This is a genomic window from Streptomyces sp. NPDC047043, from assembly GCF_040644055.1.
GTDB lineage: Bacteria > Actinomycetota > Actinomycetes > Streptomycetales > Streptomycetaceae > Streptomyces.
The window spans coordinates 145,938-170,933 of record NZ_JBEYVO010000007.1 but is presented as its reverse complement, the minus strand read 5'-3'; the positions used below and the strand labels follow the sequence as shown (position 1 = coordinate 170,933).

The 24,996-nt window shown below is 71.7% G+C and carries 20 protein-coding genes; 12 read left to right on the top strand and 8 right to left on the bottom strand.

Annotation, left to right across the window (positions count from 1 at the left end):
- Positions 1-44 precede the first annotated feature (44 nt).
- Positions 45-809 (bottom strand): SIS domain-containing protein, encoded by a 765-nt coding sequence (locus tag ABZ880_RS13030; RefSeq protein ID WP_361260801.1) that lies wholly within the window; start codon positions 807-809, stop codon positions 45-47.
- A gap of 171 nt (positions 810-980) precedes the next feature.
- Between ABZ880_RS13030 and ABZ880_RS13025 the strand changes: the two genes are divergently transcribed.
- The 6 genes from ABZ880_RS13025 (at position 981) to ABZ880_RS13000 (ending at position 10,240) form a co-directional block, all read left to right on the top strand.
- A complete protein-coding gene (locus ABZ880_RS13025; RefSeq protein ID WP_361260800.1) occupies positions 981-1,865 on the top strand; it encodes a MurR/RpiR family transcriptional regulator in 885 nt (294 codons plus the stop codon).
- 134 nt (positions 1,866-1,999) lie between these two features.
- Complete coding sequence (locus tag ABZ880_RS13020; protein ID WP_361260798.1) at positions 2,000-6,217, top strand: NEW3 domain-containing protein; 4,218 nt, start codon at positions 2,000-2,002, stop codon at positions 6,215-6,217.
- On the top strand, positions 6,214-6,840 hold the full coding sequence (locus tag ABZ880_RS13015; RefSeq protein WP_361260796.1) for a peptidyl-prolyl cis-trans isomerase: 627 nt from the start codon (positions 6,214-6,216) through the stop codon (positions 6,838-6,840). The genes ABZ880_RS13020 and ABZ880_RS13015 overlap by 4 nt, the downstream gene beginning before the upstream one ends.
- Before the next feature lie 129 nt (positions 6,841-6,969).
- Entirely contained in the window at positions 6,970-8,343 is a 1,374-nt protein-coding gene (locus tag ABZ880_RS13010; RefSeq protein ID WP_361260794.1) for a sugar ABC transporter substrate-binding protein, read from the top strand.
- A gap of 26 nt (positions 8,344-8,369) precedes the next feature.
- On the top strand, positions 8,370-9,365 hold the full coding sequence (locus ABZ880_RS13005; protein ID WP_361261081.1) for a sugar ABC transporter permease: 996 nt from the start codon (positions 8,370-8,372) through the stop codon (positions 9,363-9,365).
- The gene (locus ABZ880_RS13000; RefSeq protein WP_361260792.1) at positions 9,362-10,240 is read left to right on the top strand and encodes a carbohydrate ABC transporter permease; all 879 of its coding nucleotides are present in this window, start codon (positions 9,362-9,364) and stop codon (positions 10,238-10,240) included. Before ABZ880_RS13005 ends, ABZ880_RS13000 begins: the two co-directional genes overlap by 4 nt.
- Here ABZ880_RS13000 and ABZ880_RS12995 read toward each other — a convergent pair.
- Positions 10,230-12,497, bottom strand: coding sequence for a glycoside hydrolase family 3 N-terminal domain-containing protein (locus ABZ880_RS12995; RefSeq protein WP_361260790.1), 2,268 nt, complete (start codon positions 12,495-12,497; stop codon positions 10,230-10,232). The two genes, ABZ880_RS13000 and ABZ880_RS12995, sit on opposite strands and share 11 nt — an antisense overlap.
- 46 nt (positions 12,498-12,543) lie before the next feature.
- The gene (locus tag ABZ880_RS12990) at positions 12,544-13,626 is read right to left on the bottom strand and encodes a BadF/BadG/BcrA/BcrD ATPase family protein (RefSeq protein WP_361260788.1); all 1,083 of its coding nucleotides are present in this window, start codon (positions 13,624-13,626) and stop codon (positions 12,544-12,546) included.
- A 20-nt stretch (positions 13,627-13,646) separates the two neighbouring features.
- Here ABZ880_RS12990 and ABZ880_RS12985 point away from each other — a divergent pair, with 20 nt between their 5' ends.
- Positions 13,647-14,933, top strand: a complete 1,287-nt coding sequence (locus ABZ880_RS12985; protein ID WP_361260786.1) for a glycosyl hydrolase — start codon at positions 13,647-13,649, stop codon at positions 14,931-14,933.
- A gap of 46 nt (positions 14,934-14,979) precedes the next feature.
- Here ABZ880_RS12985 and nagZ read toward each other — a convergent pair whose 3' ends face one another.
- Both nagZ and ABZ880_RS12975 read right to left on the bottom strand, forming a co-directional pair.
- Positions 14,980-16,467 (bottom strand): beta-N-acetylhexosaminidase, encoded by a 1,488-nt coding sequence (nagZ, locus tag ABZ880_RS12980; RefSeq protein ID WP_361260784.1) that lies wholly within the window; start codon positions 16,465-16,467, stop codon positions 14,980-14,982.
- A gap of 57 nt (positions 16,468-16,524) precedes the next feature.
- The gene (locus ABZ880_RS12975; protein WP_361260782.1) at positions 16,525-17,475 is read right to left on the bottom strand and encodes a LysR family transcriptional regulator; all 951 of its coding nucleotides are present in this window, start codon (positions 17,473-17,475) and stop codon (positions 16,525-16,527) included.
- 71 nt (positions 17,476-17,546) lie between these two features.
- On the opposite strand from ABZ880_RS12975, the gene ABZ880_RS12970 reads away from it, so the two are divergent.
- The 5 genes from ABZ880_RS12970 (at position 17,547) to ABZ880_RS12950 (ending at position 22,533) form a co-directional block, all read left to right on the top strand.
- Positions 17,547-18,434, top strand: a complete 888-nt coding sequence (locus tag ABZ880_RS12970; RefSeq protein WP_361260780.1) for an SDR family NAD(P)-dependent oxidoreductase — start codon at positions 17,547-17,549, stop codon at positions 18,432-18,434.
- A 338-nt stretch (positions 18,435-18,772) separates the two neighbouring features.
- On the top strand, positions 18,773-19,750 hold the full coding sequence (locus tag ABZ880_RS12965; RefSeq protein WP_361260778.1) for a lysylphosphatidylglycerol synthase transmembrane domain-containing protein: 978 nt from the start codon (positions 18,773-18,775) through the stop codon (positions 19,748-19,750).
- Between the two features lie 324 nt (positions 19,751-20,074).
- On the top strand, positions 20,075-20,482 hold the full coding sequence (locus ABZ880_RS12960) for an ATP-binding protein (protein ID WP_361260776.1): 408 nt from the start codon (positions 20,075-20,077) through the stop codon (positions 20,480-20,482).
- 103 nt (positions 20,483-20,585) lie between these two features.
- Positions 20,586-21,200 (top strand): haloacid dehalogenase-like hydrolase, encoded by a 615-nt coding sequence (locus ABZ880_RS12955; protein WP_361260775.1) that lies wholly within the window; start codon positions 20,586-20,588, stop codon positions 21,198-21,200.
- A 175-nt stretch (positions 21,201-21,375) separates the two neighbouring features.
- Positions 21,376-22,533 carry a hypothetical protein gene (locus ABZ880_RS12950; protein ID WP_361261079.1) on the top strand — a complete coding sequence of 386 codons (1,158 nt, stop codon included), beginning with the start codon at positions 21,376-21,378 and terminating at the stop codon, positions 22,531-22,533.
- Here the strand turns inward: ABZ880_RS12950 and msrB are convergent.
- The 3 genes from msrB to ABZ880_RS12935 form a co-directional block, all read right to left on the bottom strand.
- Positions 22,514-22,921 carry a peptide-methionine (R)-S-oxide reductase MsrB gene (msrB, locus tag ABZ880_RS12945; RefSeq protein WP_361260773.1) on the bottom strand — a complete coding sequence of 136 codons (408 nt, stop codon included), beginning with the start codon at positions 22,919-22,921 and terminating at the stop codon, positions 22,514-22,516. The two genes, ABZ880_RS12950 and msrB, sit on opposite strands and share 20 nt — an antisense overlap.
- A 13-nt stretch (positions 22,922-22,934) precedes the next feature.
- A complete protein-coding gene (murC, locus tag ABZ880_RS12940; protein WP_361260771.1) occupies positions 22,935-24,323 on the bottom strand; it encodes a UDP-N-acetylmuramate--L-alanine ligase in 1,389 nt (462 codons plus the stop codon).
- 77 nt (positions 24,324-24,400) lie between these two features.
- Positions 24,401-24,874, bottom strand: coding sequence for an indole-3-glycerol phosphate synthase (locus ABZ880_RS12935; RefSeq protein ID WP_361260769.1), 474 nt, complete (start codon positions 24,872-24,874; stop codon positions 24,401-24,403).
- Positions 24,875-24,996: the final 122 nt, after the last annotated feature.

Genomic DNA, 24,996 nt, shown 5'->3' with positions numbered 1-24,996 from the left:
CTCCGCCGCGTGGGCGCGACAAGCCCCCACCGGCCCGCAGGTACTCAACTAGCGGTACGCCGAATCCGTCCGGCGTACCGCTTCTCCAACTCCAAGTTGCCCTCAAACCCACCAGGCACATTGGCCGAGACATAGACCGGCGGCCGATCACCGGACTCGAGCAGCAGCCTCGACGCCTCGGCGACAGCCATCTGCACCAACATCACACCGGTGAGCGTGGACAAGGCACACACCGCACCTCCACCGGGCAGCTCCAGCAGCGCATCCCCCCGCGGAGCCCGGTTGTCGAGCACGACGTCGGCGATGTCGACAAGCTTCTTCCCGCTCGGATGCCCGGCCGGGACAGCCCGGGTATGGGTGAGCGAGGTGATACCCAGAACCCGGTGACCATGCTCCTTCGCACGCAGCGCCATCTCCACGATGACGTTGTTGACACCGGAGTTGGAGATGATGACGAAGAGATCCTGGGCGTGCGGACCGGCGAGGTCGTAGAGGCGGCCGGCCACCCCGGGCTCGCGCTCCAGGAGCGGATCGTCGAGGACGCTCGGGGCGTCACCGCCGTACAGGACGAGGTCGGCGATCTGGAGCCGATTGGTCGGCACCAGCCCACCCGCCCGCCCGGCGACTTCGAGGACCATCGCCTGGGAGTGCCCGGTGCCGAACGCCTGGATCACGCCGTCGGCGCGGACGCAGTCGGCGATCAGTTCGGCGGCGCCCGCCACCTCGGAGTGTGCGGAGGCGGTGATGTCCTGGAGGACGGCCAGGCTCTCCCGCGCGAAGCCCTCGGCGCTCACGGACTCGACGGACACGCGACACTCCCCACTGGTGGATTGAACCACCCCGTACGACTTCACAGGTGAATCAATAAAACACATGGTCCATGCAGCGAGCAATGCGCGGGGCATGGCCCGTTCCGGACGGCCGCGATGTGGTCCTGGTATTCAATCCAAGCCTCAAGCGGTGGCTGGTACCTTCTCCTCATGCCCTCGACGGACGTCACCACACTGATCCGCACCGAGCTGCCGCGGCTGGCCGGATCCCTACGGAAGGTCGGCGAGCTGATCCTGGAGGATCCGGCCGCCGTCACCCACTGTTCGGCCGCCGAGCTGGGCCGCCGTACGGGCACCTCGCAGGCGACGGTGACCCGTTTCTGCCGTGCCATAGGGCTCGACTCCTACCAGCATCTGCTGATCGAACTGGCCCAGGAGCGCGGCCGCGGCGAGGTCTCCGAGTGGGGCTCCACCGAGATCGACACGGACATCTCGCCGGACGACAGCCTGGAGCGGGTCGTCCAGGTCGTCGGGGTCGCGGACCTGCGCGCGATCCAGCAGACCATCGACCGCATCGACCTGGACGCGCTCGAACGTGCGGCCCAGGCCCTGGCCAAGGCCCGCCGTATCGACGTCTACGGCGTCGGCGGCAGCGGCGCGGTGGCGCAGGAGACGGAGACCCGGCTGTTCCGTATCGGCTGCGCGGTCCGCGGCTGGACCGAGGTGCACGGGGCGGCCACCTCCGCGGCCCTGCTCACCCCGGCCGACGTGGCCATCGGCATCTCCCACTCGGGGGCCACCCGGGAGACCCTCGAACCGTTCGAGATGGCCAAGGAGCGCGGCGCCACCGCCATCGCCATCACCACTGACCCGCGCTCACCGCTCGCCAGGGCCGCCGACGTCCGACTCATCTCGGCCACCTCGGAGACCAGCTTCCGCACGGGCAGCATCGGCGGCCGGCACTCCGTCCTGATGCTCGTCGACTGCCTCTACGTCCGGGTCGCGCAGCTCTCCTACCAGCGCGCGAGCGCCTCTCTGGCGCTGACCGACCACATCACCCCGCAGCATGCGGTGAAGTCGCGCCGGACGAGGTGAACAAGTCCTCGCCTGCAGGGATGCCTGCACGCATTCTGCATGGATGAACCACCGAAGAAACATGAAGATGGTTGTTTGAATCATCCCGGCGATGCCAGGATGGGGTCTCCGCCGAGCATCCTCGTAGGAGACCCATGCGCGTCACCTCTGCCGAGTCGACCGAGCTCTTCGTCGGGACGACCGAGCACCCCCACCAGGTGATGGCCGTCGAACTGAGCCACACCCCGGGCCGCACGGTCCGCCTCACCGTCGACGGCCCGGGCGTCTCCGGCACGACGGACGCCACCACCGGCGACGACGGGACCGTATGCGCCGAGATACCCGTGACCTGCGATCTCGCACCGGGCGAGCACCGCGAGGTCACGGTCACGGCGGCCGACGGGACCGACACGGACCGGCTCACGGCCGGCTTCACGGCCGCCGAGCCCGGCTGGACCATGTTCATGGTCAGCCACTTCCACTACGACCCCGTCTGGTGGAACACCCAGGCCGCCTACACCGAGACCTGGGACGTCGCCGACGACCCGGCCGCCACCGGCCTGCCGGCCCGCACCTTCGACTCGCGCGGCCAGTCCGGGATGAGCCTGGTCCGCGCCCACTGCGACCTGGCCCGCCGCGACCCGGCGTACACCTTCGTGCTCGCGGAGGTCGACTACCTCAAGCCGTACTGGGACGCCTTCCCGGAGGAGCGCGCCTTCCTGCGCGAGCTGATGCGCACCGGCCGCATCGAGATCATGGGCGGCACCTACAACGAGCCGAACACCAACCTCACCGGCGCCGAGGCGACCATACGCAATGCGCTGTACGGCGACGGGTTCCAGCGCGGGATCATGGGCGGTTCGCCGGAGACGGCCTGGCAGCTGGACGCGTTCGGGCACGATCCGCAGTTCCCGGGGCTGATGGCGGACGCGGGCATCAGCTCCAGCTCGTGGGCGCGCGGACCGTTCCACCAGTGGGGGCCGACGCTCTCGGTGTTCGGGGAGGAGCCGCGCGATCCCCAACGCATGCAGTTCCCGGCCGAGTTCAGCTGGATCGCCCCGTCGGGGCGCGGGCTGCTGACCGCCTACATGGTCAATCACTACGGTGCCGGCTGGGCGATCGACAACGCGCCCACCCTCCCCGAGGCGGAGGCGGCCGCGCTCAAGCTCTTCAGGGGCCTGAAGAAGGTCGCGCTCACGCGCAACGTGCTGCTCCCGGTCGGCGGCGACTACGCGCCGCCGTGCCGCTGGGTGATGGCCATCCACCGAGACTGGAACGAGCGGTACGTCTGGCCGCGGTTCGTCAGCGGCATCCCGCGCGACTTCTTCGCCGCCGTCCGCGCCCAGCTCGACGCCGAGGGCCGCAAGGCCTCCCCGCAGACGCGGGACATGAACCCGGTCTACACCGGCAAGGACGTCTCCTACATCGACACCAAGCAGGCCCAGCGGTACGGCGAGACGCTCCTCGCCGACGCGGAGGCCTGGGCGACGCTCGCCTCGCTGGTCACCGGGCACCCCTATCCGGACGCGGCGCTCGACAAGGCCTGGCGTCAGCTGATCTACGGTGCCCACCACGACGCCATCACCGGCTCCGAGTCGGACCAGGTCTACATCGACCTGATGACGGGCTGGCGCGAACTGTACGACCTCGCCGAGACCGTGCACACCGACGCGACCCAGGCGCTCGCCGACCACGTGACGCCGGGCGACGGCGCCGACCTGGTCGTCTTCAACTCCGCGACCTGGGAGCGGACGGATGTGCTGACGGTCGACGACCCGGGTCTGGTGCCCCTCGGTCTGCCCGCCGTTCGGGAGGACGGTCAACTGCACGTCGTCGTACCGGAGTTGCCGGGCATGGGCCTCAAGGCCCTCCCGCTCGGGGAGGGTTCGGCCCCCGAGTGGGCACCCGGCGAGGGCCTCACCATCCGCAACGAGTTCTACGAGGTGACGGTCGACCCTTCGCGCGGCGGCGGCGTCAGCAGCCTGCGCGCGCTCGCCGAGGGCGGCCGCGAGCTGCTGCGCCCCGGGGACATCGGCAACGAGCTGGTCGTCCAGGAGGAGTACCCGCGGCACCCGCGCTTCGGCGAGGGCCCCTGGCACCTCACACCGACCGGCACCACCGCGGCCCGCAGCCGTGACGTGCCGGCCGACATCGATGTCGATCACTCGCCGGCCGGATCGCGGATCACCGTCCGCGCGGACCTCGGGCTCTTCCGGTACACGCAGAGGCTGACCCTGTGGAAGGGCATCGACCGCCTCGACGTGACCACCACCGTCGACGGTTACGACGGCGCCGACCGGCTGATCCGGGTCCGCTGGCCCTCCGACGTGCAGGGCGGGCTGCCGGTGCACGAGGTGGCGGACGCGGTGATCGGGCGCGGGTTCGGGTTCGTGGACGTGGACAGCGAGCAGTTCCCGTGGACGCTGGACAACCCGGCCAACACCTGGTTCGGGCTCGGCTCGACGGCACGGGTCGAACTGCGCGGTGACACGGGGGAGTTGATCGGCCGACGGTCGATCGGAGTCGCCGAGCTCGTGTACTCCGGCTGGGACGAGGCCGGTGAGCTCGGCACCGCGCTCGCGGCGGCCCTCGTGCGCGCCGGGGTCACGGCGACCTCGACGATCTCCGGCGGGCCGCGCTACGGCGACCTGGAGGTCGACTCCAACCTCCCCGACATCCGGATCGCCGTCGGCGGCCCGGACCGCAACTCCCTGGTCGCCGAGGCGCTCGGCTGGGACCCGGCGGCGGCCCGCGAACTCCGGCGCCGGCTGGCCGAGGGCGACGTGGCGGCCGTCTGGGTCGCGCCGCGTGCCTCGCTGCGCGAGGAGTGGGTGCCCGGGGCCGATCTGCGGGACCTGGAGCGGCTGCCGCTGCTGGTGGTCGCGGGCGCCGACGCCGAGGGCGACGCGAAGGCGGTCGACGCGCTGATCGCCGACCTGGACGACGCGACCGTCACGGCCACGGCGGCGGGCGGCGGCGAGGCGCTGCCACCGGGCGACGCCTGGGACGGGCGCGGCTTCGCCGTCCTCAACCGGGGCACCCCGGGCTGTGTCGTCACCTCTTCCGGCGACCTCTACATGTCCCTGATGCGCTCCTGCACGGGCTGGCCGTCCGGCATCTGGGTCGACCCGCCCCGCCGCACGGCCCCCGACGGCTCGGCGTTCCAGCTCCAACGCTGGTCCCACACCTTCGAGTACGCGGTGGTCGCGGGCGAGGGCGACTGGCGCGAGCAGCAACTGCCGCGCGTGGGACATGAGTTCAACCATCCACTGAGCGCGCGAATACGCGGGCACGCGGAATCGCCCTCCCTGCCACGAAAGTCGGCCCTGCTCACCGTGGAGCCGGCGGGCGAGGTCCTGCTCGACGCCCTCAAGCCCGCCGGGTCGCCGCTCGCCCGCGGCAGCGTGGCGCCCGCCGATCCCGAGCGCGGTGTCGTCGTACGGATGCACGAGGTCAACGGGCGTCCGGTGCGGGCGCGGGTGCGCGGGCCGAAGGAGTGGGTGCGGGGCGCCCGCGCGGACGTGCTGGAGACGCCCGGAGAGGCGCTGGCGCCCGACGGGCAGGGGGCGCTCGACGTCGGCCTGACCGGCTTCGAGGTGGCGACGCTCCTCGCCACTCCGCCCGAGGGGACCAGGCCGCCGTACCACCCCGGAGTCGCCGCCCACGAGCCCGCGCAGCCCGTCCACACCCGCTACTGGCTGCACAACTCCGGCCCGGCACCGCGCGGCAACATGCCGGTGACCGCCTACGTCTCCCCGACCACGCTGACCGCCGCCGGCGGACCGGTCGGCGCGACGGTCCGGATCGCCTCGGAGCTGACCGACGCGCCCGTCTCCGGCACCGTGGCCATCGGCGTCCCGCCCGGCTGGCGGGCCGAGCCCGCCGAGGTGCCGTACGCACTGGGCCCCGGCGGCTTCACACTCGGCGAGGTCACGGTGACTCCGCCCGATCAGGCCCCACCCGGTCGGCACTGGCTGACCGCCCGTCTGACCTACGAGGGGCAGACGTACGAGGATGTCGTGGCGCTCGACGTTCCGGGCGAGCGCCACGCAGCACCAACTCTCACCGCCGACCTGGGAGTTGAACAGATCAGCGTGCGCAGGGGCGAGCGGGCCCGCGTCCCGGTGACCCTGTGCAACAGCACCCTCGGCCCGGTCAACGGCACCCTGTGGACCGTGTCCTCCTGGCACACGTGGGGAGGCGTCGACCCGGGCTGCCAGGGCTTCACCGTGGCCGCCGGGGAACAGCTCGACGTCTTCGTCGACGTGGACGGCAGCGCGATCGAACCGGGCTCGTACTGGCTGATGGCGAAGATCGCCTGGCACGGCCGGGTCGCCTACACGGAGGCGATCGTGCTGGAGGTGACGGAATGAGGGAGCACGCGGCCGTGGTGCGGGGCGAAGCGGTCCCGAGACACCGCGTGGACGCGCTGCTGAAGGCCGTACCGGCCCGGGACCGGGAGACGCGCCCGGAGTCCCTCGCGCGGGCCGAGCGGCAGCGGCGGCGCTGGGCCACGCAGGTGGTCGTCGCCGACGAACTCGCCCGCCGAACCTGCGAGGAACAGGGCCTGGCACCGCCGGAAGAGGTGTCCCCCTCCCAGGTGCTGGAAGTCGCCGGCACCGACGTCGCGGACATGGGCAGCATCGTCGCCGCAACCCTCGCCCACTCCCCCGCCGCCCGCCTGCTGCTGACCGAGCTGGAGAAGCAGCAGGAGGTACCCGAGGCCGCCGTGAAGGACTACTACGACCGCAACCGGGACCGCTACCTGACCCCGGACGCTCTACGGCGCGGAGTGGACCCGTTCGGCCGACCCGCCCCCGCGGACTTCCTGCCGTACGAGCAGGCCCGCGAGGGCATCGCACGCGAGCTCCGGCGGGCGGCGGGCCGTCGCGCCTTCTTCGACTGGTTCGACCAGGCTCGGGCCTCCGTGGTGTACGCCGCCGGCCACGAGCACCCCGGCGACCCCTCACACCCGGACCACGAACACCGCCACTGAACACGGGCGGAACCGAAACGCAACACGGCAACCCATTGACCTCCGATGAATTCTGGTCCACCTTTTCATCAATCGGAGTCGAAGTTGGTTGATTGAACCAGCCACTCGGCTGGTCCCAGGAGGGTGGACATGCGCGCTGGAAGACTCACCGCATCCGTGGCGGGAATCATCGCCCTGACGCTCACGGCGGCCGGCTGCGGCCTGTCCGGCAGCTCCGGCGACGGGGACAGCACCGCCGGGGGCTGCAAGGTCGACAAGGGCAACGTCGGCTCCGGGAAGCTGACGGGAGACGTCAAGGGACAGATCACCTTCCAGACGACGAACCTGAAGAAGGACTTCGGGGACTTCTTCAACGGGGTGATCAAGTCCTTCGAGAAGGCCCATCCCGGCGCCAAGGTCAAGTGGATCGACGATCCCGGCGACAACACCTTCACCCAGCGCACGGTCGCCGACGCCCAGGCCTGTACGTTGCCGGACGTCATCAACATCAACGCCCCGACCGCGACCGCCCTCACCAAGGCCGGCTACCTGCTCGACCTGAGCGTGAAGGACCCGGACGTCGCGGGGCCCTTCGTCCCGTCGTTCTGGAAGTCCGCCACCTTCAAGGACGCCTCGGGCAAGGCGATCCACACCACGCTCCCCTGGTACACCGGCGGCGTCCTGCTGACGTACAACAAGGACCTGCTGGACAAGGCGGGCATCGACCCGGCGAAGCCGCCGACGACGTTGTTCGGGCTGTTCGCCGACTACGAGAAGATCGCCAAGGCCGGCAAGGGCAAGTTCTACGCGACGATGGCCAACCCGATCTGGCGCATCCCGGCCGACTTCGACCAGATGAACATCAAGGTCCTGTCCGCCGACGGCAAGTCCGCAGTCTTCGCGGACGACCCGCGGACCGTGCAGTGGGTCAGCTGGATGGCGAAGCTGTACAAGGAGGGCGCGATGCCGAAGGACTCGCTGTCCTCCAGCAACGACCCCTCCACGCTGTACAGCCAGGGCAAGGTGGCCTACGGCTCGACGAACCCGAGCTTCGTACGCTTCGTGAAGCAGAACAGCCCGTCCGTCTACGCGAAGACGGCCGTCGGCCAGCAGCCCTACGACGCACTCGGCCGCGCCTCCGCCGGCGCCCCGCAGTACATCTCGGTCGCCGCGACCAGCAAGCACGCGCCGGTGGCCCTGGCGTTCGCCGAGTTCCTCACCAACGCCGAGAACCAGACGGCCTGGTGCAAGGACCCGAACGTGGTGATCTTCCCGACCACCACGGACTCGTTGAACGATCCGTTCTTCCAGAACGTCACCGGGAGCGACCCGTTCTCCCAGGCCCGCAAGCTCGTCGCCGACCAGCTCAAGACGGCCGACACCAACCAGACCAACCTCTCGCCGGCCGTGCAGAACGCCATCGTCGCGCAGGTGCAGCTGGCCATGCAGGGCAAGAAGAGCCCCGAGCAGGCCGTGAAGGACGCCCAGGCGAAGGCCGACGAGCTGCTGAAGCAGGCGGGCTGAGCGTGGCGACCGAGACCGCGAAGCCGGTGTCCGTGCCCGGTACGGAGCGCAACTCCTCCGTGCCGGGCACGGCCCCGTCCCGTATCCGCCGTATCGCCCGGGCTCTGCTGCCGGGCCCCGCTCCGGGCGCCAACGGAGCGGCGCTGTACCGCCGTTGGTGGCTGCCCTGGCTGTGGACCGCGCCCGCGATCGTGTGCGCGGTGGTGTTCGGGGTGTTCCCGTTCCTCAACACGGTCCTGCTGTCGTTCACCAACGCCAAGCCGCTGGGCGGCGCCGCGAGCTTCGTCGGGCTGGACAACTACACCCGGATGCTGGACGACTCGGACTTCTGGCTGGCAACACGCAACAGCCTGCTCTACGCCGTCATAGTCGTCCCGCTGATGGTGCTGCTGCCGCTGATGCTGGCCGTGCTGGTGGAGAAGAACCTGCCCGGCATCGGCTTCTTCCGCTCCGCCTTCTACACCCCCGTGCTCGCCTCCAGCGTGGTCGTGGGTCTGAGCTGGCAGTGGCTGCTGGCGGACGACGGACTGGTCAACACCTGGCTGCAGAAAGCCCATTTGATCAAGTCGGCCATTCCGTTCCTGTCCGACTCGTGGCTGATCCTGCTGTCCGCGATGGGCCTCACCCTCTGGAAGGGCCTCGGCTGGTACATGATCTTCTATCTGGCCGCCCTCGGGAACGTCCCGAAGGAGCTCCACGAGGCGGCGCAGATGGACGGCGCCGGCGCGGTCCGCCGCTTCTGGCACATCACCGTGCCGGGCGTGCGGCACGCCATGATGCTGGTCGGCACGCTCACCGGCATCGGCTCCCTGCGCGTCTTCACCGAGATCTACATGCTGGGCAGTTCGACGGGCGGCCCCGGCGGCGCCGACCGCACCCTGCCCTTCTACATCCGCGACGTCGGCCTGGATCCGCTCACCGGCAACGCCGGTTACGGCTCCGCGGTCAGCGTCGCCCTGTTCGTGCTGACCCTCGGCCTGACCCTGCTGGCGCAGCGCATGACGAAGGAGGACGAGGCATGACGACCGCCGTCGAGAAGCCCCGGCGCCTGATGCCGCGCTGGCGGGACTACGGCCGCCCCCGCGAACTCGTCGTCCGCTACCTGCTGTTGCTGTTCGTGCTCGGCATCACGGTCGGCCCGCTGGTCTGGCAGTTCCTGGCCTCGCTGAAGGGCGTCGGCGAGGACGTCTTCGGCGCGAACGCCTCCCTGCTGCCGCACCACCCGACCCTGCGCGCGTACCGGCAGGTCTTCGACCAGGTGCCGGTGGCCACGTACATCCGCAACAGCGTGATCGTGGTCGTCCTGTCGATCGTCAGCCAGCTGGTGTTCTCCACCACGGCCGGCTACATGCTCTCCAAGCCCGGCTGGAAGGGCCGCAAGGCGGTCTGGGTGGTGCTGGTCGCCTCCATGATGTTCCCCTTCGAGTCGATCATGGTGTCGCTGTTCCTGAGCATCCGCGACCTGGGCCTGGTCGACAACCTGGTGGGCGTGTGGCTGCCGGGCTTCGTCGGTGCCATCAACGTCCTGCTGATGCGCGGCGCGTTCCTCGCGGTCCCGCGCGAGATCGAGGACTCGGCGATGCTCGACGGGGCGGGCGAGTGGCAGCGCTTCCGCTACCTCTATCTGCCCTCCGCCTGGGGCGCGATCATGGTGGTCACCATCAACACCTTCATCAGCGCCTGGGACGACTTCCTCTGGCCGCTGATCGTGCTCCGCTCGGAGAGCCACATGACGCTGACGCTGGGCCTGTCCCGGCTGCAGAGCTCGTCGTTCGGCTACGACCAGCGGGTGGTCATGGCCGGTTCGGTGATCTCCGTGATCCCGGTGCTGGTGCTGTTCGTGATCACCCAGCGGTGGTTCTACCGGGGCGTCTCGGCGGGGGCCGTCAAGCTCTGAGATCCAGCAGGACGGGTACGGCGGTGAGCGCGGCCCGAGCGGACTCCGCGACCCTGATCTCCACGGTCCTGGTCCCGGCGAGTCGGTCCCTGTCGAGCGGCAGGGCGACCGTACGGCACTCGCCGGGCACCAGGTCGACACCCTCGAACCCGAACAGTTCGAGGGTGCGCGGCCATGTGGAGGTGATCAGCCGCCGCACATAGACCTGCACGACCGAACGCCCGCGCCGCACTCCGGTGTTGGTGACATCGACGGTGACGGTCCGCCCGTCCGTGCCCGGCGTTCCGTACTCGAAGCTCGTGTACGACAGCCCGTGCCCGAAGGAGTGCAGCGGCTCGGCGGTCTCGTCCACGTAGCCCCCGTACTCGGTGTCCTTGTGGTTGTAGTGGACGGGGAGTTGGGCCGCCGAACGCGGGACGGAGACGGGGAGCCGGCCGGAGGGTTCGGAGTGTCCGAGGAGCACTTCGGCGATGGCGTCGCCGCCCCACGGGCCCGGGTACCAGGCGGTGAGCACGGCGGCCGCCGTGTCGGGCACGACGTGCGGGCGGCCCTGCAGCAGCACGACCACCGTCGGCGTGCCGGTCGCGACGACGGCGTCCAGCAGCGCGTACTGCGCCGCGCCCAGCCGCAGCCCGGCGAGGTCGACGCCCTCGCCGCAGCTCATCTCGGATACCGCCGAGACCGCGGCCCCGTTGGCGGCGAAGTCCGTCTCGGGCGTACGGGCGCTGCTGCCGCCCAGCACCAGCACGGCGAGATCGGAGGCGGCGGCCGCGGCGATCGCCTCGGGGATGCCGGAGAGGTCGTCGCCGGTGAGCGCGCAGCCGCGGGCGTGCCGGATGTCGGTGCCGGGCGGGGCGAGCCTGCGCAGCCCGTCGAGCACACTGCTGCCGGTGCCGGGGCGCTGCGGGGCGGTGTAGTCGCCCAACTGGTGGGCGGTGGTGGCGGAGTGGGGTCCGAGGACGGCGATACGGGCGACGGCCGACGCGATGGGAAGAGTGTCGTCGCTGTTGCGGAGAAGGGTGACGGACGCCCTGGCGAGATCGGCGCTCAGGGCCCGGCCCTGCCGGGGTGAGGGCAACTTCCCTGCGCTGTAAGGCCGTTCGAAGAGACCGAGGCGGAACTTGAGGCGCAGGACGCGGGCGACGGCGGCATCAAGGGCGGACTCCTCGACGAGCCCGCGCTCCACCGCAGCCTCGAGATGTGTGAAGCCCTCGTCCCAAAGGCTCAGATCCACCCCGGAGTTGAGGGCGAGGGCGCCCGCGGAGACCTTGTCTCCGGTGATGCGGGCCAGGCGGTCCACGGCGAGACCGTCGGCCATCACGAGCCCGTCGAACCCGCACTGCTCCCTCAACACCCCGGTGAGCAGAGGTCTGTTGCCCGAGCAGGGCATGCCGTCGACCTCGTTGTACGCGGCCATGACGGCGGCGGCCCCGGCGCGGATGCCGGCCCTGGCGGCCAGCAGGTGGATCTCGTCGAGTTCGCGCAGCCCGAGCTCGGACTCGGCGGAGTTGCGGCCGCCGACGGTGGCGCCCTGCCCGGCGAAGTGCTTGAGGACGACGGGGGCCTTGTCGGCGGCGAAGGTGTCCGCCGGGCCGCCCTGCATGCCGCGCACGAGGGCTTCCGTCAGACGGGCGGCGAGGTACGGGTCCTCGCCGAAGCACTCCTCGGTGCGGCCCCAGCGGGGATCGCGCACGATGTCCAGGGCCGAGACCAACGCCAAGTGGCCGCCGCGGGCACGGAGTTCGGCGGCGGCGTGGGCGGCGGCGCGCTCGTACAGCGCCGGGTCCCAGGTGGCGCCGACGGCCAGGTTGACGGGGAGGACCGTGCCGTCCAGGGCCATGTGGCCGTGCGGCACCTCCTCGACGAACAGCGCGGGGATGCCGAGGCGGCTGCGCTCGATGACATGCCGCTGCACGAGGTCGGCGAGGGCCGCGCTGTCGTCGGCGCCGGGCCCGTTGGTGTGGTCTACGCCGGACCAGGCGTCGGCACGCATCAGCCCGTACAGGGCGCCGAGCCCCGCGAAGCGTTCGGTCTCGGCGTACAGGGCGTCGGTGAGTTCGAAGCCGCCGTCGGGGGTACGGCGGTAGGCGTCCCAGCCGTACATGCGCTGGTTGAGCTGGCCGGTCTTCTCCCGGAGGGTCATACGGGGCAGGAGATCGCGGACTCGGGCGTCGAGGGGGGCGGAGGGATCGCGATAGAGGGGGCGGTGCCCTTGTGAGCGTTCGGCGCGGGCGGCCGCGGGCTCGGGAGTCGGCATGCGACCGGTCCTTTCGTGCGTGCAGGTCAGACCTTGTGCGTGTTGGTCAGACGAGGAGGCGAGCGAGGGCCACGGCTCCCGCGCAGCCGTCGGCGACCCAGTCGAGGGTGAGGCCGAGGGCCTGGAGGCGGGCAGTGAGGGGCGCGGTGAGGGGGCCGTCGGGGCCGAGCAGACCGCCGGTCGCGACCACCGGCTCACCCGGCTGCGGCTCCAACGCCCGGAGTGTGTGGGTGAGTTGGTCCACTGCCTCGTCGAGGATCCGCAATGCCACGGGGTCCTTCTCCCGGGCCGCCTCGGCCACCAGCGGGGCGAGGCGGGCGAGCCGGGGGGGGGACTGGGCCATGACGACAGGGAGCAGATGCATCCGGTAGGCCTCACGGCCGACGCGGGACCAGCCGGAGCCGACGAGGAACCCGTACGACGGCTCGCCCGCCCCGGAACCGGCGCGCGAGCTGTCGGCCTCGAGGCCACCGGAACCGACCCCCGGAAGACACTCCGTCGGCAGCCCCAAGGCCCGCCCCACCGCCTCCGCCAGCACCGTCGCCCCGCCCCTCCCGTCCGCCATCCGCAACGCGGCCCGAACCGCCTCCCGCCCGATCCAGAAGCCGCTGCCGTCGTCGCCGAGGAGCCAGCCGTCGCCGTCGACCGTGGCCGTGCAGCGGCGGTCGGTGATGCGCATGGCGACGGCGCCGGTGCCGGCGACCAGGGCGAGGCCGTCCGCCGGGGCGCCGGGGGCGGAGGCGAAGGCGGCCTCGATGTCACTGCTGATGGCGATCGAGTCGGCACCGATGCCGAGTCGGCGCAGGGCGGCGGTGAGCGCGGTCAGGGCGTTGAGGCGCCCGGGGTCGCCCTCGTCGACGCCTGTGGCACCCGCGAACCCGCCGCCCACGGCGACGACCCTGCCCCGCGCGCCCTCCGGCACCGCCCCGGCGACCGCCTCGGCGAGGTGCTCGGTGAGCTGGGGCAACGGGACGGTCAGGGCGTTGCCCGGACCGGCGGCGCCCTCGCCGAGGAGGCGGCCGTCCGCGGCGGTGGCGAGGACGGCCCGGGTGCGGGTGCCGCCGGCGTCGAGCCCGACGACCAGCTCCGGACCCGGCCCGGCCGCCGGTTCGCCGGAAGCTTGGTTCAAATCGCTATTCATTACCGACCATGGTGGTTGATACATTCAGCGAGGACAAGCCCCCGACCCTCGAGGGTCGGCGACCCGAGGAGGATCCCATCCCTACGCTCCGCTTCGGCGTCAACTACACGCCCCGCCGCGGCTGGTTCCACTCCTGGCACGACTTCGACCCGGAGCACGCCCGCGAGGACCTGGCCCAGATCGCCGGGCTCGGCCTCGACCACATCCGGGTCTTCCACCTCTGGCCGCTGCTCCAGCCCAACCGCACGCTCATCCGCACCGCCGCCGTCGACCAGCTGGTGCGCCTGGTGGACCTCGCGGCCGAGGCGGGCCTCGACGTCATGGTGGACGGCGTGCAGGGCCATCTGTCGAGCTTCGACTTCTACCCGGAGTGGACCCGCAGCTGGCACCACCGCAACGTCTTCACCGACCCGGAGGCGATCGAGGCCCAGGCGGAGCTGCTGCGCACCCTCGGCCGCGCCCTCGCCGACCGCCCGAACCTGATCGGCCTGCAGCTCGGCAACGAGCTCAACAACCTGGTCGAGCACAACCCGGTGACGGCGGCCGAGGTCGACCACTACCTCGACACCCTGCTGGCTGCGGCCCGCGAGCACCTGCGTGAGAGGCAGCTGGCCACGCATTCCGCGTACGACGCCGCCTGGTACGGCGACGACCACCCGTTCACGCCGGAGGCCTCGGCCCGCAAGGGCGACGTCACGACCGTGCACCCCTGGGTGTTCTCCGCGGACTGCGCCCGCCGCTACGGCCCCCGCTCCCCCGAGGTGCTGCACCTCGCCGAGTACGGCACCGAGCTCGCGAAGGCGTACGCCGACGATCCGTCCCGTCCGGTCTGGGTCCAGGAGACGGGCGCACCCGAGCCGCACATCCCGGCGGCCGACGCGCCGGGCTTCGCCCGCGCCACCGTCCTCAACGCGGCCGACTGCGAGGGACTTTGGGGCGTGACGTGGTGGTGCTCCCACGACGTGGACCGCTCCCTCGCCGACTATCCGGAACTGGAGTACACCCTGGGCCTGTTCGACTCCACGGGCCGCGCCAAGCCGATCGCCGATGCTCTCGCCGAGACGATCACCGAGCTGCGGGCGAAGCCGGTGTCCCCCCAACCCCGCGACACCGCCCTGGTGTTGGACTGCACGCCCGCCACCCGCTCCGCGTCCGGTCCCGGCGGCGCGTACTTCGAGGAGTGGATGCGGCTGCGCAAGCAGGGTGCTCGTCCGGCGGTGGTGCTCGCCGAACGGGCGGACGACGCCGGGTACTTGGCGGCGCGCGGGATCGTGGAGACCGTAGGACTGCCGTGACGGCCGTACGACTGAGATGACCGCCGTACGACTGAGGTGCTGGCCGTCAGACGCCGGCCAGCACCTCGGCCACGGCCCGCAGGTTGACCCGCCCGCGCCCGTACGAGCACAGGTCGCCGCCCTCCGGCAGCCCGGTGTCCACGCGCACCGCGTCCGGGCGCCGGGCCAGCAGGGCGTCGCGGAAGCGGGCCTGCCAGGGGTGCAGCCCGGCGTCACAAGTGGCCACGACCAGCGGCGAGTTGGCAGATATGCGCAGGATGCCGTCGACCAGGGCGGCCGGATCGGCCGGCTCCCCGCTCACCGCCGTGCCGCCCGCCCTGGCGTCGAGGGGGCGCAGCTCGGTCAGCAGGTCCTCGCCGCCCCAGTTGAGGGCGGGGTGCGGCGGCGGGAAGAGGTCGACGACATGGGCCCCGCGCACGGAAGGCGGCACGCCCCGGCTGCGGACGGCGCGCCGCGCCGCTTCCAGCCCGGCCTCGCCGTCCCAGCCCGCCACGACCCCGGCCGGGGTGGCGTACCGCTCGGCGAGCCGTCGCACCCGCCCCGCGGCCTCCCACACCCGGTCCTCCGAGAGTCGTCCGGAGTCCAGGGCGTCGAGCACCGCGTCCCGGCAGGCGAGCGTGACCTCCAGGTCCGGTACGGCGACGATCACCTGGTCCGCGCCCGCGGCGAGGGCGATCCGCGCGCCGGCCGCCTCGCCGTACTGGTCGGCGATGGCCTTCATCTCCAGGGCGTCGCTGACCAGCACGCCCTCGAAGCTCAGGTCGTGACGGAGGACGTCGCCGAGGATGCGACGGCTGAGGGTGGCGGGACGGTTGGCGTCCAGCGCCGGGAAGACGACGTGCGCGCTCATCAGCATCGGCACACCCGCGGCGACGGCCGCACGGAACGGTTCGAGATCGACCTGCAGTTCCTCGTACGGCCGCGGGTCGACGGCGAGGTCGTGGTGGCTGTCGGTCTCGGTGCCGCCATGGCCGGGGAAGTGCTTGGCGCAGGAGGCGATGCCGCGGGCCTCGGTGGCGGTGATCCAGGCGCGCAGATGGCGGGCGGCGAGCTCGGGGTCGCCGCCGAAGGAGCGGGTGCGCACGATCGGGTTGTCCGGCCTGCGCTGCAGGTCGGCGACCGGGGCGTAGGAGGCCGTGATGCCGAGCGTGGCCAGGTGACCGGCGAGCGCGTCGGCGCAGCGGGCGGTCAGGTTCGGGTCGTCGGCGACGCCGAGGGCGTAGGAGCCGGGGACCTCGGGGGCGCCCGCGCCGACCAGGTGGCCGATGCCGCCGCCCTCGTTGTCGATGGCGACCAGCAGGTCGGGGCGTATCGCCCGCAGCGCGTCGGTGAGCTCGCGGACCTGCTCCGCGTCGCGCACGTTGCGGGTGAAGAGGATGACGCCGCCCAGCCCGCGGTCGACGAGCCGCTTGAGGGTGTCGGGGAAGCTCGTGGTGCCGTCGAACCCGGCGACCAGACAGCGGTGGACCGCCTCGTCCAGGTCGGAGGAGACGGAGGAGAGGGCCGGGCCGACGGACACGCGCTCGGTGGTCACCCTCTGGATTCTTCTGGCTTGCTCAGCCGGAAGTCAACACTTCACTGGATGAACGATTCATCGGATGGGTGGGGTCGAGCCATATCGCGGCAGGTCAGCCCCGTCGAGGGCCGCCGCCCGCAGCGCCTCGGCCACCCGCACCGCCGGTTCCGACGGCGCCCGGGGCGGCCGCGCCAGCAGCAGGCGCCGCTGCTCCTGGGGACCGCCGCGCACCGGCAGGACGCGTACGCCCTCCGGCACGGCATGGGCCAGGGCGGCCGGCACGGTGGTCAGTCCGCAGCCGGCCGCGACGAGGTGCAGCTTGGCCAGCCAGTCCCGGGCGGTGTGGGCGATCTCGGGCCGCTCGTCGAGCCCCGGCCACACCCCCATCAGCAGGTCCCCGCCCGACGTCGGCCCGGCGATCCACCGCTGTCCGCGCAGATCGGCCACGTCGACGAAGTCACCGCGGGCGAGCGGATGCGCCGCGGGGACGGCGAGGCGCAGTCCGCGCTCGGTGAGGGTCTCCAGGCCCAGCGCGGGCGACTCGGCGTCCGGCGGCCGGAAGGGCGGCGCCGCGGCCAGCAGCGCGAGGTCCAGGCTGCCCGCCCGCAGCGCACGCACCAGCGCCGGGGTGCTGCCCTCGCGGGTCTCGACCGTGATCGCCGGGTCCGTGCGGTGCAGTGCGGCCAGGGCGCGGGGCACGACGAAGGCGCCGGCGCTGGGGAACCAGCCCACCCGTACGACACCGGCCTGCGCGGGCAGTCCGGCCAGCTCGCGGGCCGCGCCGTCGATCTGGTCGAGCACGGCACCCGCCCGGCGCAGCACGACCCGCCCGGCCGCCGTCAGCCGTACGCCGTCGCGCCGGCGCTCCAACAGCCGTGCGCCCGCGGCGCGTTCAACGGAAGCGATCTGCCGGGACACGGCGGGCTGGGTGTAGCCCAGCGAGGCGGCGGCCGCCGTGAAGGTGCCCTGCTCGGCCACGGCCCGGAAGACCCGCAGCGCGGTCAGCGAGACGTCGGTGAAGTCCATGACGTACACGCATACCAGGGGTGCGTAACTTTCGTTGGACGCATGGATGTGCGGATTCCTAGCGTGACCGTATGACCTCTTCTCGTATCGCCCTCGTGACGGGCGCCAACCAGGGACTCGGCCGCGCACTCGTCGAGGGTCTCGCGGCCCGGCTGAACCCGGCCGACGTGGTCCTGCTGACCGGCCGCAACGCGGGCCGTGTCGCCGAGGCCGCACAGGAGGTGGCGAGCGCGCCGGGCACCCGCGCCCGGGTGGAGGGCAGGGTCCTGGACGTCTCCGACACGGAGGCCGTCGGCGCGCTGGCCACCGAACTCCACGACCGCCACGGCGGGGTGGACATGGTGATCTCGAACGCCATCGCCCCGCTCCTCCCCGACCGCTCACAAGCCGCACAGGCCGACGAGTTCATCACCGTCTCCAACACGGCCACCCACGCGGTCCTACGATCCTTCGGCGCCGTCCTGCGCCCCGGCGGCCGCCTGATCGTGGTGGCGAGCACCCTGGGCACGCTCGGTCATCTCGACCCGCGCCTCCACCCCCTCTTCGACGGCGCGACGCTCGACGGGGTGGAGCAGACGGTGGAGTCCTGGCGCAGGTCGGTCCTCGACGGCACGGCGCAGCAGGAGGGCTGGCCCCGCTGGCTCAACGTCCCCTCGAAGGTGGCCCAGGTCGCCGCCGTACGCGCCGTCGCCGCCACCCGCCGCGACCACGACCTGGCGACCGGCACCCTCGTCGCCTCCGTATGCCCCGGCATGATCGACACCCGCGCCTCCAGGCCCTGGTTCAGCGACTACAGCCACGCCCAGACCCCCGCGCAGGCCGCCGGCCCGGTCCTCGACCTGATCCTCACCGACCACGTGGACTCGTCCGCATACGGCGAACTGATCCGCTTCGGCAAGATCCTCCCCTGGCACGACGGCACACCCCCGACCGAACAGGACCGCCTGCTGGTGCCCTAGGGTCTGTCTTTCGGATCAGCTCGGCGTCGCGGGCCCTGGCACGCGCTCCCCCACTGCCTTAAAGGCGTGGGGAACCCCCAGCGGCGTTGGCGTCACTCTCCCCCACTCTCGGCTTCGCTCGAGCGGGAGGGGCCCCCATCGCTCCGCGTCGACTCCCTCCTCCGCCTTGCAACTGCACGCTCCCCCATGACCCCGCTCAAGGCGGCCAAGAAGCGCCGTTTCTCGCAGCCGACCTGATCCGAAAGACAGACCCTGACCGCCGGGCACGTCGTCCACCCGCCCGCGCCCCTTCGGCTCCCGGACACCGCGGCGTCACACCGGGCGGGAACGGTTCGGCCGTGTCCCTGCTCCCGCTCGAAGACGCCCCCGCACCACCGCTCCCCGCGGCCCGAGTCGCTCGCCGGGCCCTGGTCCTGCTTCCCCTCCTCCTGATCGGCGCATGGGCGGCGATCGACTGGCGCACCATGTACGACGGCACCGCCCGGCTGGCCTCCGCCGACCCCCGGTGGCTGCTGGCCGCGATGCTGTTCAACTGCCTGGGCTGGGTGTGTGCCGCGTGCATGCGGCAGGGTGCCGTGCCGGAACGGCTCCCGCCGGGGCCGCTGCTCGCCTCGCAGTTCGCCGCCGGCGCCGCCAACCAGCTGCTCCCGGCGAGCATCGGCGCCCATGCCGTCACCCTGCGCTTCCTGCAGAACCGCGGCATCCCCCTCGCCCGCGCCACGGCCTCCCTCGCGCTCTACTCCCTGGTCAAACCGATCGCCAAGACAGCCGTACTGCTGGTCTTCCTCGCGGCCTTCCCCGACCTGCTGCGGATCGGTGAACTCGTCCCGGACCAACGGACGTCGACCATGCTCGTCGGAGGCGTGGCGCTCGCCCTCGCCTCCGTGGCCGCCCTGCTGACAGCCGTACGACCGCTGCGCCGCCCCCTCCGCAACGCCGTGCGCTGCGCCCTCACCGACGCACGGCGGCTGCACACCCGCCCGGCCCGGGTCCTAGCCCTCTGGGGCGGGGCCGTGGCCGCCCCGCTGCTGCAGGGGAGCGTGATCGCCTCGGTGGGCGCCGCGCTCGGCCTGTCGCTGTCCTGGGCCGAGGTGACCTTCGCGTTCCTCGCCGCGAGCGCGGCCGTGGGTGCCGTACCCGCACCGGGCGGCATCGGCCCCGTGGACGCGGCGGTGGTGTTCACCCTCGTCGCCTTCGACGCCCCGCTGGACCTGGCGGCGGCGACCGTCATCGGCTACCGCGTCCTGACGGCCTGGCTGCCCCTGCTGCCGGGGGCGCTGGTGCTGTCGGCACTGGTGCAGCGGAAAGTGCTGTGAACCCACCGGCGGGCTTCGGCCGTTCTGCATGTGACGTACGGATGTCCGACTGGTCAAACGTGCGGGGTGACAGCTCGGGCGGCCTTGTCAGGTGTGTATTCGGCCGACCCGGCATCGCTCCTCTGACCTGCGCTTTTCCCGGCGGCGACAGTCGCGGGCGGATGCGACGAGCAGGTGTCGTACCGCCAGATGAGACGGAACCGGCGGCTTCCGGCCGGATCAGGTCTGGCGCAATGCCGCACGACGGCCATGACCGAAGTGACATCAAGCAGTCACGCTGCGCTTCTGTGTGTGTCAAATCCGTGCACAAAGCGAGGAGCTCCCGTGCTGAGACGTGACGCCTTCCGGCTGCCCCGCCATCCGGCATCGGTCTCCGGCGCCCGGCGGCGCGTACGGGACCACCTGACCGCGTGGGGGCACAAGGCCGACGACGAGATCACCGAGGAGACCGTACTGGTGGTCTCCGAGCTCGCGGCGAACGTGGTGCGCCACGGGCCCGTGCTGGAGCGGGAGTTCGAGATCGCGGTGACGGTACTCGCGGACGACTCCTGCTTCGTCGAGGTCTCCGACGACAGCCCCGCCCCGCCCGTCCCGCAGACCCTCCGCTCCTGGGAGCAGGAGAGCGGCCGCGGCCTGCGCCTGGTCGACGCCCTCGCCCGCACCTGGGGAGTGCACCACCGCGGCCGGGACGGCAAGACCGTCTGGGCCCTGGTCACCTCCGGACCCCCATAGCCGGCCGAATACCCGCAGCCCCGAACAGAGTTCGGACCCCGGCCGCCCGGCGAGTCCGAACAACAGGAAGGACCGGATCATCAAGCCCCGCCGCCCCGCCCCCGTGATCGCATTCTTCGACGTGGACGAAGCGCTGTTCACCACCCCCGCCCGGTACGACTTCCTCCGCTACCGGCTCGGCGAGTCCCAATACGCCTACGAGGCCGACCAGTTGGGCGCCCTGACCGCCCTCGGCATCGACCCGCCCGACCTGCTGCGGGCGTACTACCGCCTCTACGCGGGAACCCCGCTGACCGAACTGATGGAACAAGGCCGCCACTGGTACGACGACGTCCGCCGCGGCCGCCGCATAGGCCCGCCGTTCCTCGCCCAGACCCTGACCGCGCTGCGCGCCCATCAGGACGCCGGGCACCTCACCGCCCTGGTCTCCGAAGCCTTCGCCCCCTGCCTGGCTCCCCTGCGCAAGGACATGGGCGCCGACCTCGTCGTCTCCACCGAACTCGTCCTGAACGCCGAGGGCCACCTGACCGGCGAGGTGCGCCACCCGATGACGGCGGCGGCCAAGACCCGGGCCGTCGTCCGCGCCGCGGCCGAGCACCGCGCGGACCCGCGGGACTGCTTCGGCTACGGCACCCGCACCGACGGTCTCGGCGTCCTCGGTTCCGTCGGCAACCGCACCGTCGTGGACTCCCGTACGGCCCTCGTGTCCCTGGTGTAGCGGTCCCGCTCACGGCCGCCACAAGCAACCCACAGCGCCGAGCCCCCCTCTACAGGGATGACGCAGCGCAGTGCCCGCGACCCCGGCCGTCCCGACGCCGGACGCTGGCGGAGGGGGAGGACCGAAGGTGCTGAACCGGGAGACGGCGCCGGCCGTGCCCAGGGACGGGGCGCGGATCGGCCGGATCGGCCGGATCGGCCGCTATCCGGTGCGGTGGCACAACGCGCTGCTCGCCCTGTGGACGGCCGTCTGGTTCTTCGTGGCCGAACGCCACGGGGCCGTGTCCTGGCACTACCTGAGAACCGGTCAGCAACTTCTCTTCAACCAGATCCCCGGCGGCGGCCTCGCCCTCTACGCCAACCATCCCGAGCTGCAGATCGGCCCGGTGAGCTTCCTGGTCGCCGGCCTGTTCGCGCCGTTCCCGGCCGAGTTGGGCGAGAAGCTCGCCGACGCGTTCATGTCCGGTCTGGGCCTGTACATGCTGGTGCTGGTCGGCCGTGCCGCCGCCGACCACTACCGCGGCACGGGGCTCAACCACAAACGCCTCCAGCAGCGCGTGCTGATCGCCGGAGCGGCCTTCATCCCCATGTGGGTGGAGGTCGCGGTGCGTTTCGCACACCTCGACGACGTCCTCGCGCTGTTCTTCACCACCCTCGCCGTCCGCGCACTGGTCCGCGGCAAGGCCACGGCCGTGGGCATCTTCCTCGCCCTGGCGGTGGACTCCAAGCCCTGGGCGGTCGGCTTCCTGCCCCTCCTGCTGGCACTGCCGCGCACCGCACGCCTGCGCTCGGCGGCCTGGGCCATGGGCCTGGTGGCCGTGGCCTGGCTGCCCTTCTACCTCACCCACCTGGACACCCTGGCCGCCGCCCGCTTCACGATCCCCAACCAACCCGCGTCGTCCCTGCGCTGGTTCGGCGTGCACGACGCCGCCACGCCCTGGTGGGACCGCCCCGCCCAGATGGCCCTCGGCCTCGCCCTGGGCGCCCTGGCCGTCCGCCGGCACCGCTGGCCGGCGGTGGTGCTGCTCGCCGCCGACGCCCGCATCGTCCTGGACCCGAGCGTGTACACGTACTACAACGCCTCGGTCCTCCTCGGGACCCTGATCTGGGACTCCATCGGCCAGCGCCGACTGGTCCCCTGGGTCAGCTGGCTCGCCCTGATCTCCCTCTACGGCAGCGCGCTCCTGGTCCCGTCGGCGTCCACCCAGGGCTTCATCCGCCTGGCCTTCGCGGTGGGCTCCGCCGCCTACGTCCTCTTCTGGCCCCAGCGCCCGCCCCGCAACAGACGCCGCAGGCGGGCACAGGACGACAGAGTCAGCCCTCTTCCGGCGTGAGCCGCAGCGAGATGCTGTTGATGCAGTACCGCTGGTCCGTCGGCGTCGGATAGCCCTCGCCCTCGAAGACATGGCCGAGATGCGACCCGCACCGCGCACACCGCACCTCGGTCCGCACCATCCCGTGCGACCGGTCCTCGATGAGTTCCACCGCGTCCGTGTTCTTGGGGTCGTAGAAGGACGGCCAGCCGCAGTGCGACTCGAACTTCGTGGTGGAGGTGAACAGTTCGGCACCGCAGGCGCGACAGGAGTACACGCCCGTCGTCTTGGTGTTGGTGTACTCACCGGTGAAGGCAGGCTCCGTGCCGGCCTGGCGCAGCACCGCGTACTCGGCCGGAGTCAGCTCCGCCCGCCACTGCTCGTCCGGCTTTTCGACGTCGTACGACATGAGCCTCAGCCCCTCACTGCGAAAGACGGTCCAGGATGCGCGGCCCGAGGTCGGTGACATCGCCCGCGCCCATGGTGAGAACGAGATCACCGGCCTTCGCCATTCCCGCCACCACCTCGGGCACGTCCGCCTTGTCGTGGACCGCCGTAACGTCCGCGCCCGCGGCCCGCGCCGCCTCGATGATCAGCTCGCTCGTCACACCCGGGATCGGGTCCTCACGGGCCGGATAGATGTCGAGGACGACCGAGGCGTCGGCGAGGGCCAGGGACTCTCCCATCTCCTTGCCGAGCTCCTGCGTCCGCGAGAACAGGTGCGGCTGGAAGACGACCAGGATCCGCGCGTCGCCCGCCGCGGAGCGCATCGCCTCCAGGTCGGCCGTCATCTCGGTGGGGTGGTGGGCGTACGAGTCGATGACCTGCGCCCCCGACGCCTCGCCCTTCAGCTGCAGGCGCCGCTTCACACCGGTGTACGCGGCCAGGGCGGGCGCCAGCTCGGCGGCCGGGACGCCCAGCGCGATGCCCGCGGCGAGCGCGGCCACGGCGTTGTGCGCGTAGTGACGGCCGGGGACGGAGACCGTGAAGGTGAGCGGCGAGCCGTCCAGCTCGACGGTGACCTCGCTCTTCAGCCCCTGCGGGACGACCGACAGCACCCGTACGTCGGCGTCCTCCGCGTCGCCGTACGTCACCGTCCGCACCGAACCGGACACCCGCCGCGTCAGCTCGCGCGCACCCTCGTGGTCGGCGTTGATCACCAGCGTGCCACCGGGCACGATCCGTCCGGCGAACGTCTCGAAGGACTCGTAGATCTCGTCCATGGAGGCGTAGTTGGCGTGGTGGTCGAGCTCGACGTTGAGGACGATCGCGACCTCGGGCGCGTACTTGTGGAAGCTGCGGTCCGACTCGTCCGCCTCGGCGACGAAGATCTCGCCCTCGCCGTGCAGCGCGTTGGAACCGGGGGCGTCCAGGTCGCCGCCGATCGCGTACGACGGGTTCAGCCCGAGCTCGCTCAGCGACACCGCCAGCATCGAGGTCGTGGTGGTCTTGCCGTGCGTACCGGCGACCGCGATCGGCCGCAGGCCGTCCATCAGCGCGGCGAGGGCGTCGGACCGGTGCACGACGGGGATGCCGAGCTCGGCGGCCCGGGCCAGCTCCGGATTGTCCTTCCGGATCGCCGACGACACGACGACACAACTGGCGTCGTCGGCAAGGTGCTCCGCCGCATGCCCGATGTGCACGGTCACGCCCAGCGCCCGCAGCGCCTCTGCGGTCGCGGACTCCTTGGCGTCACTGCCGGCCACCTTGGCCCCACGCTGCGCAAGAATCTTGGCAATCCCCGACATCCCGGCCCCACCGATGCCGATGAAGTGCGGTCGGTCCATGGCGGGGGGAAGGCCGGGTGCCATGCGTGTCTCCTGGGATGGTGCGGCAAACGTCGAATCACCCAAACCCTATGGCACACGGAATGGGGTATGGGTACGTCTCATGCCTTGCTGTGCGAGAACAGCTTGAGCACCGGCACCCCCACCTTGTGCCGCGCCCTCGAAGCCCAGTCCCGGTGGAAGAACTCCTCCACGTAGTGGGGATCGGTCAGTACGATCACCTCGTCCGCGTCGATCTCGTCGACCAGCGCTTTGAGGGCGTCCAGCGGATGGTCCTCGATGAGCCGCCCGTCCGCCTCGCTTCCGGCGGCCTGCAGCGCCTGCAGCGACACCTCGAGGGCACGCTCCCCGAAGTCCTTCGCCGCCGCCCCCTCCGGTACCTCGCGCTCCTTCGCCACCTCGTCCAGCTCGCCGAGCGCGACGTCGTCGATGGCCCGCAGCAGGCGGTCCGCCTGGTCGCCGCGGGGCTGGAGCAGGACGTGGAAGGAGACCTCCTCGTCCCCGTGCAGGCTGGTGACGAACTCCACGTCTGCGGACGTCAGGGCCTTCTCGATCATCAATACGCTTGTGAACACCGGGCGCCCCTTCTGCGGAAACCATCCTGCCCCGTGGTGTCACGGGGACTGCGAGATTCAGTGTGCCCGCCGAAAGCCAAGCGGAACGGTAGATTCCGCCGTTTTCGGGACCTGCGGTACCG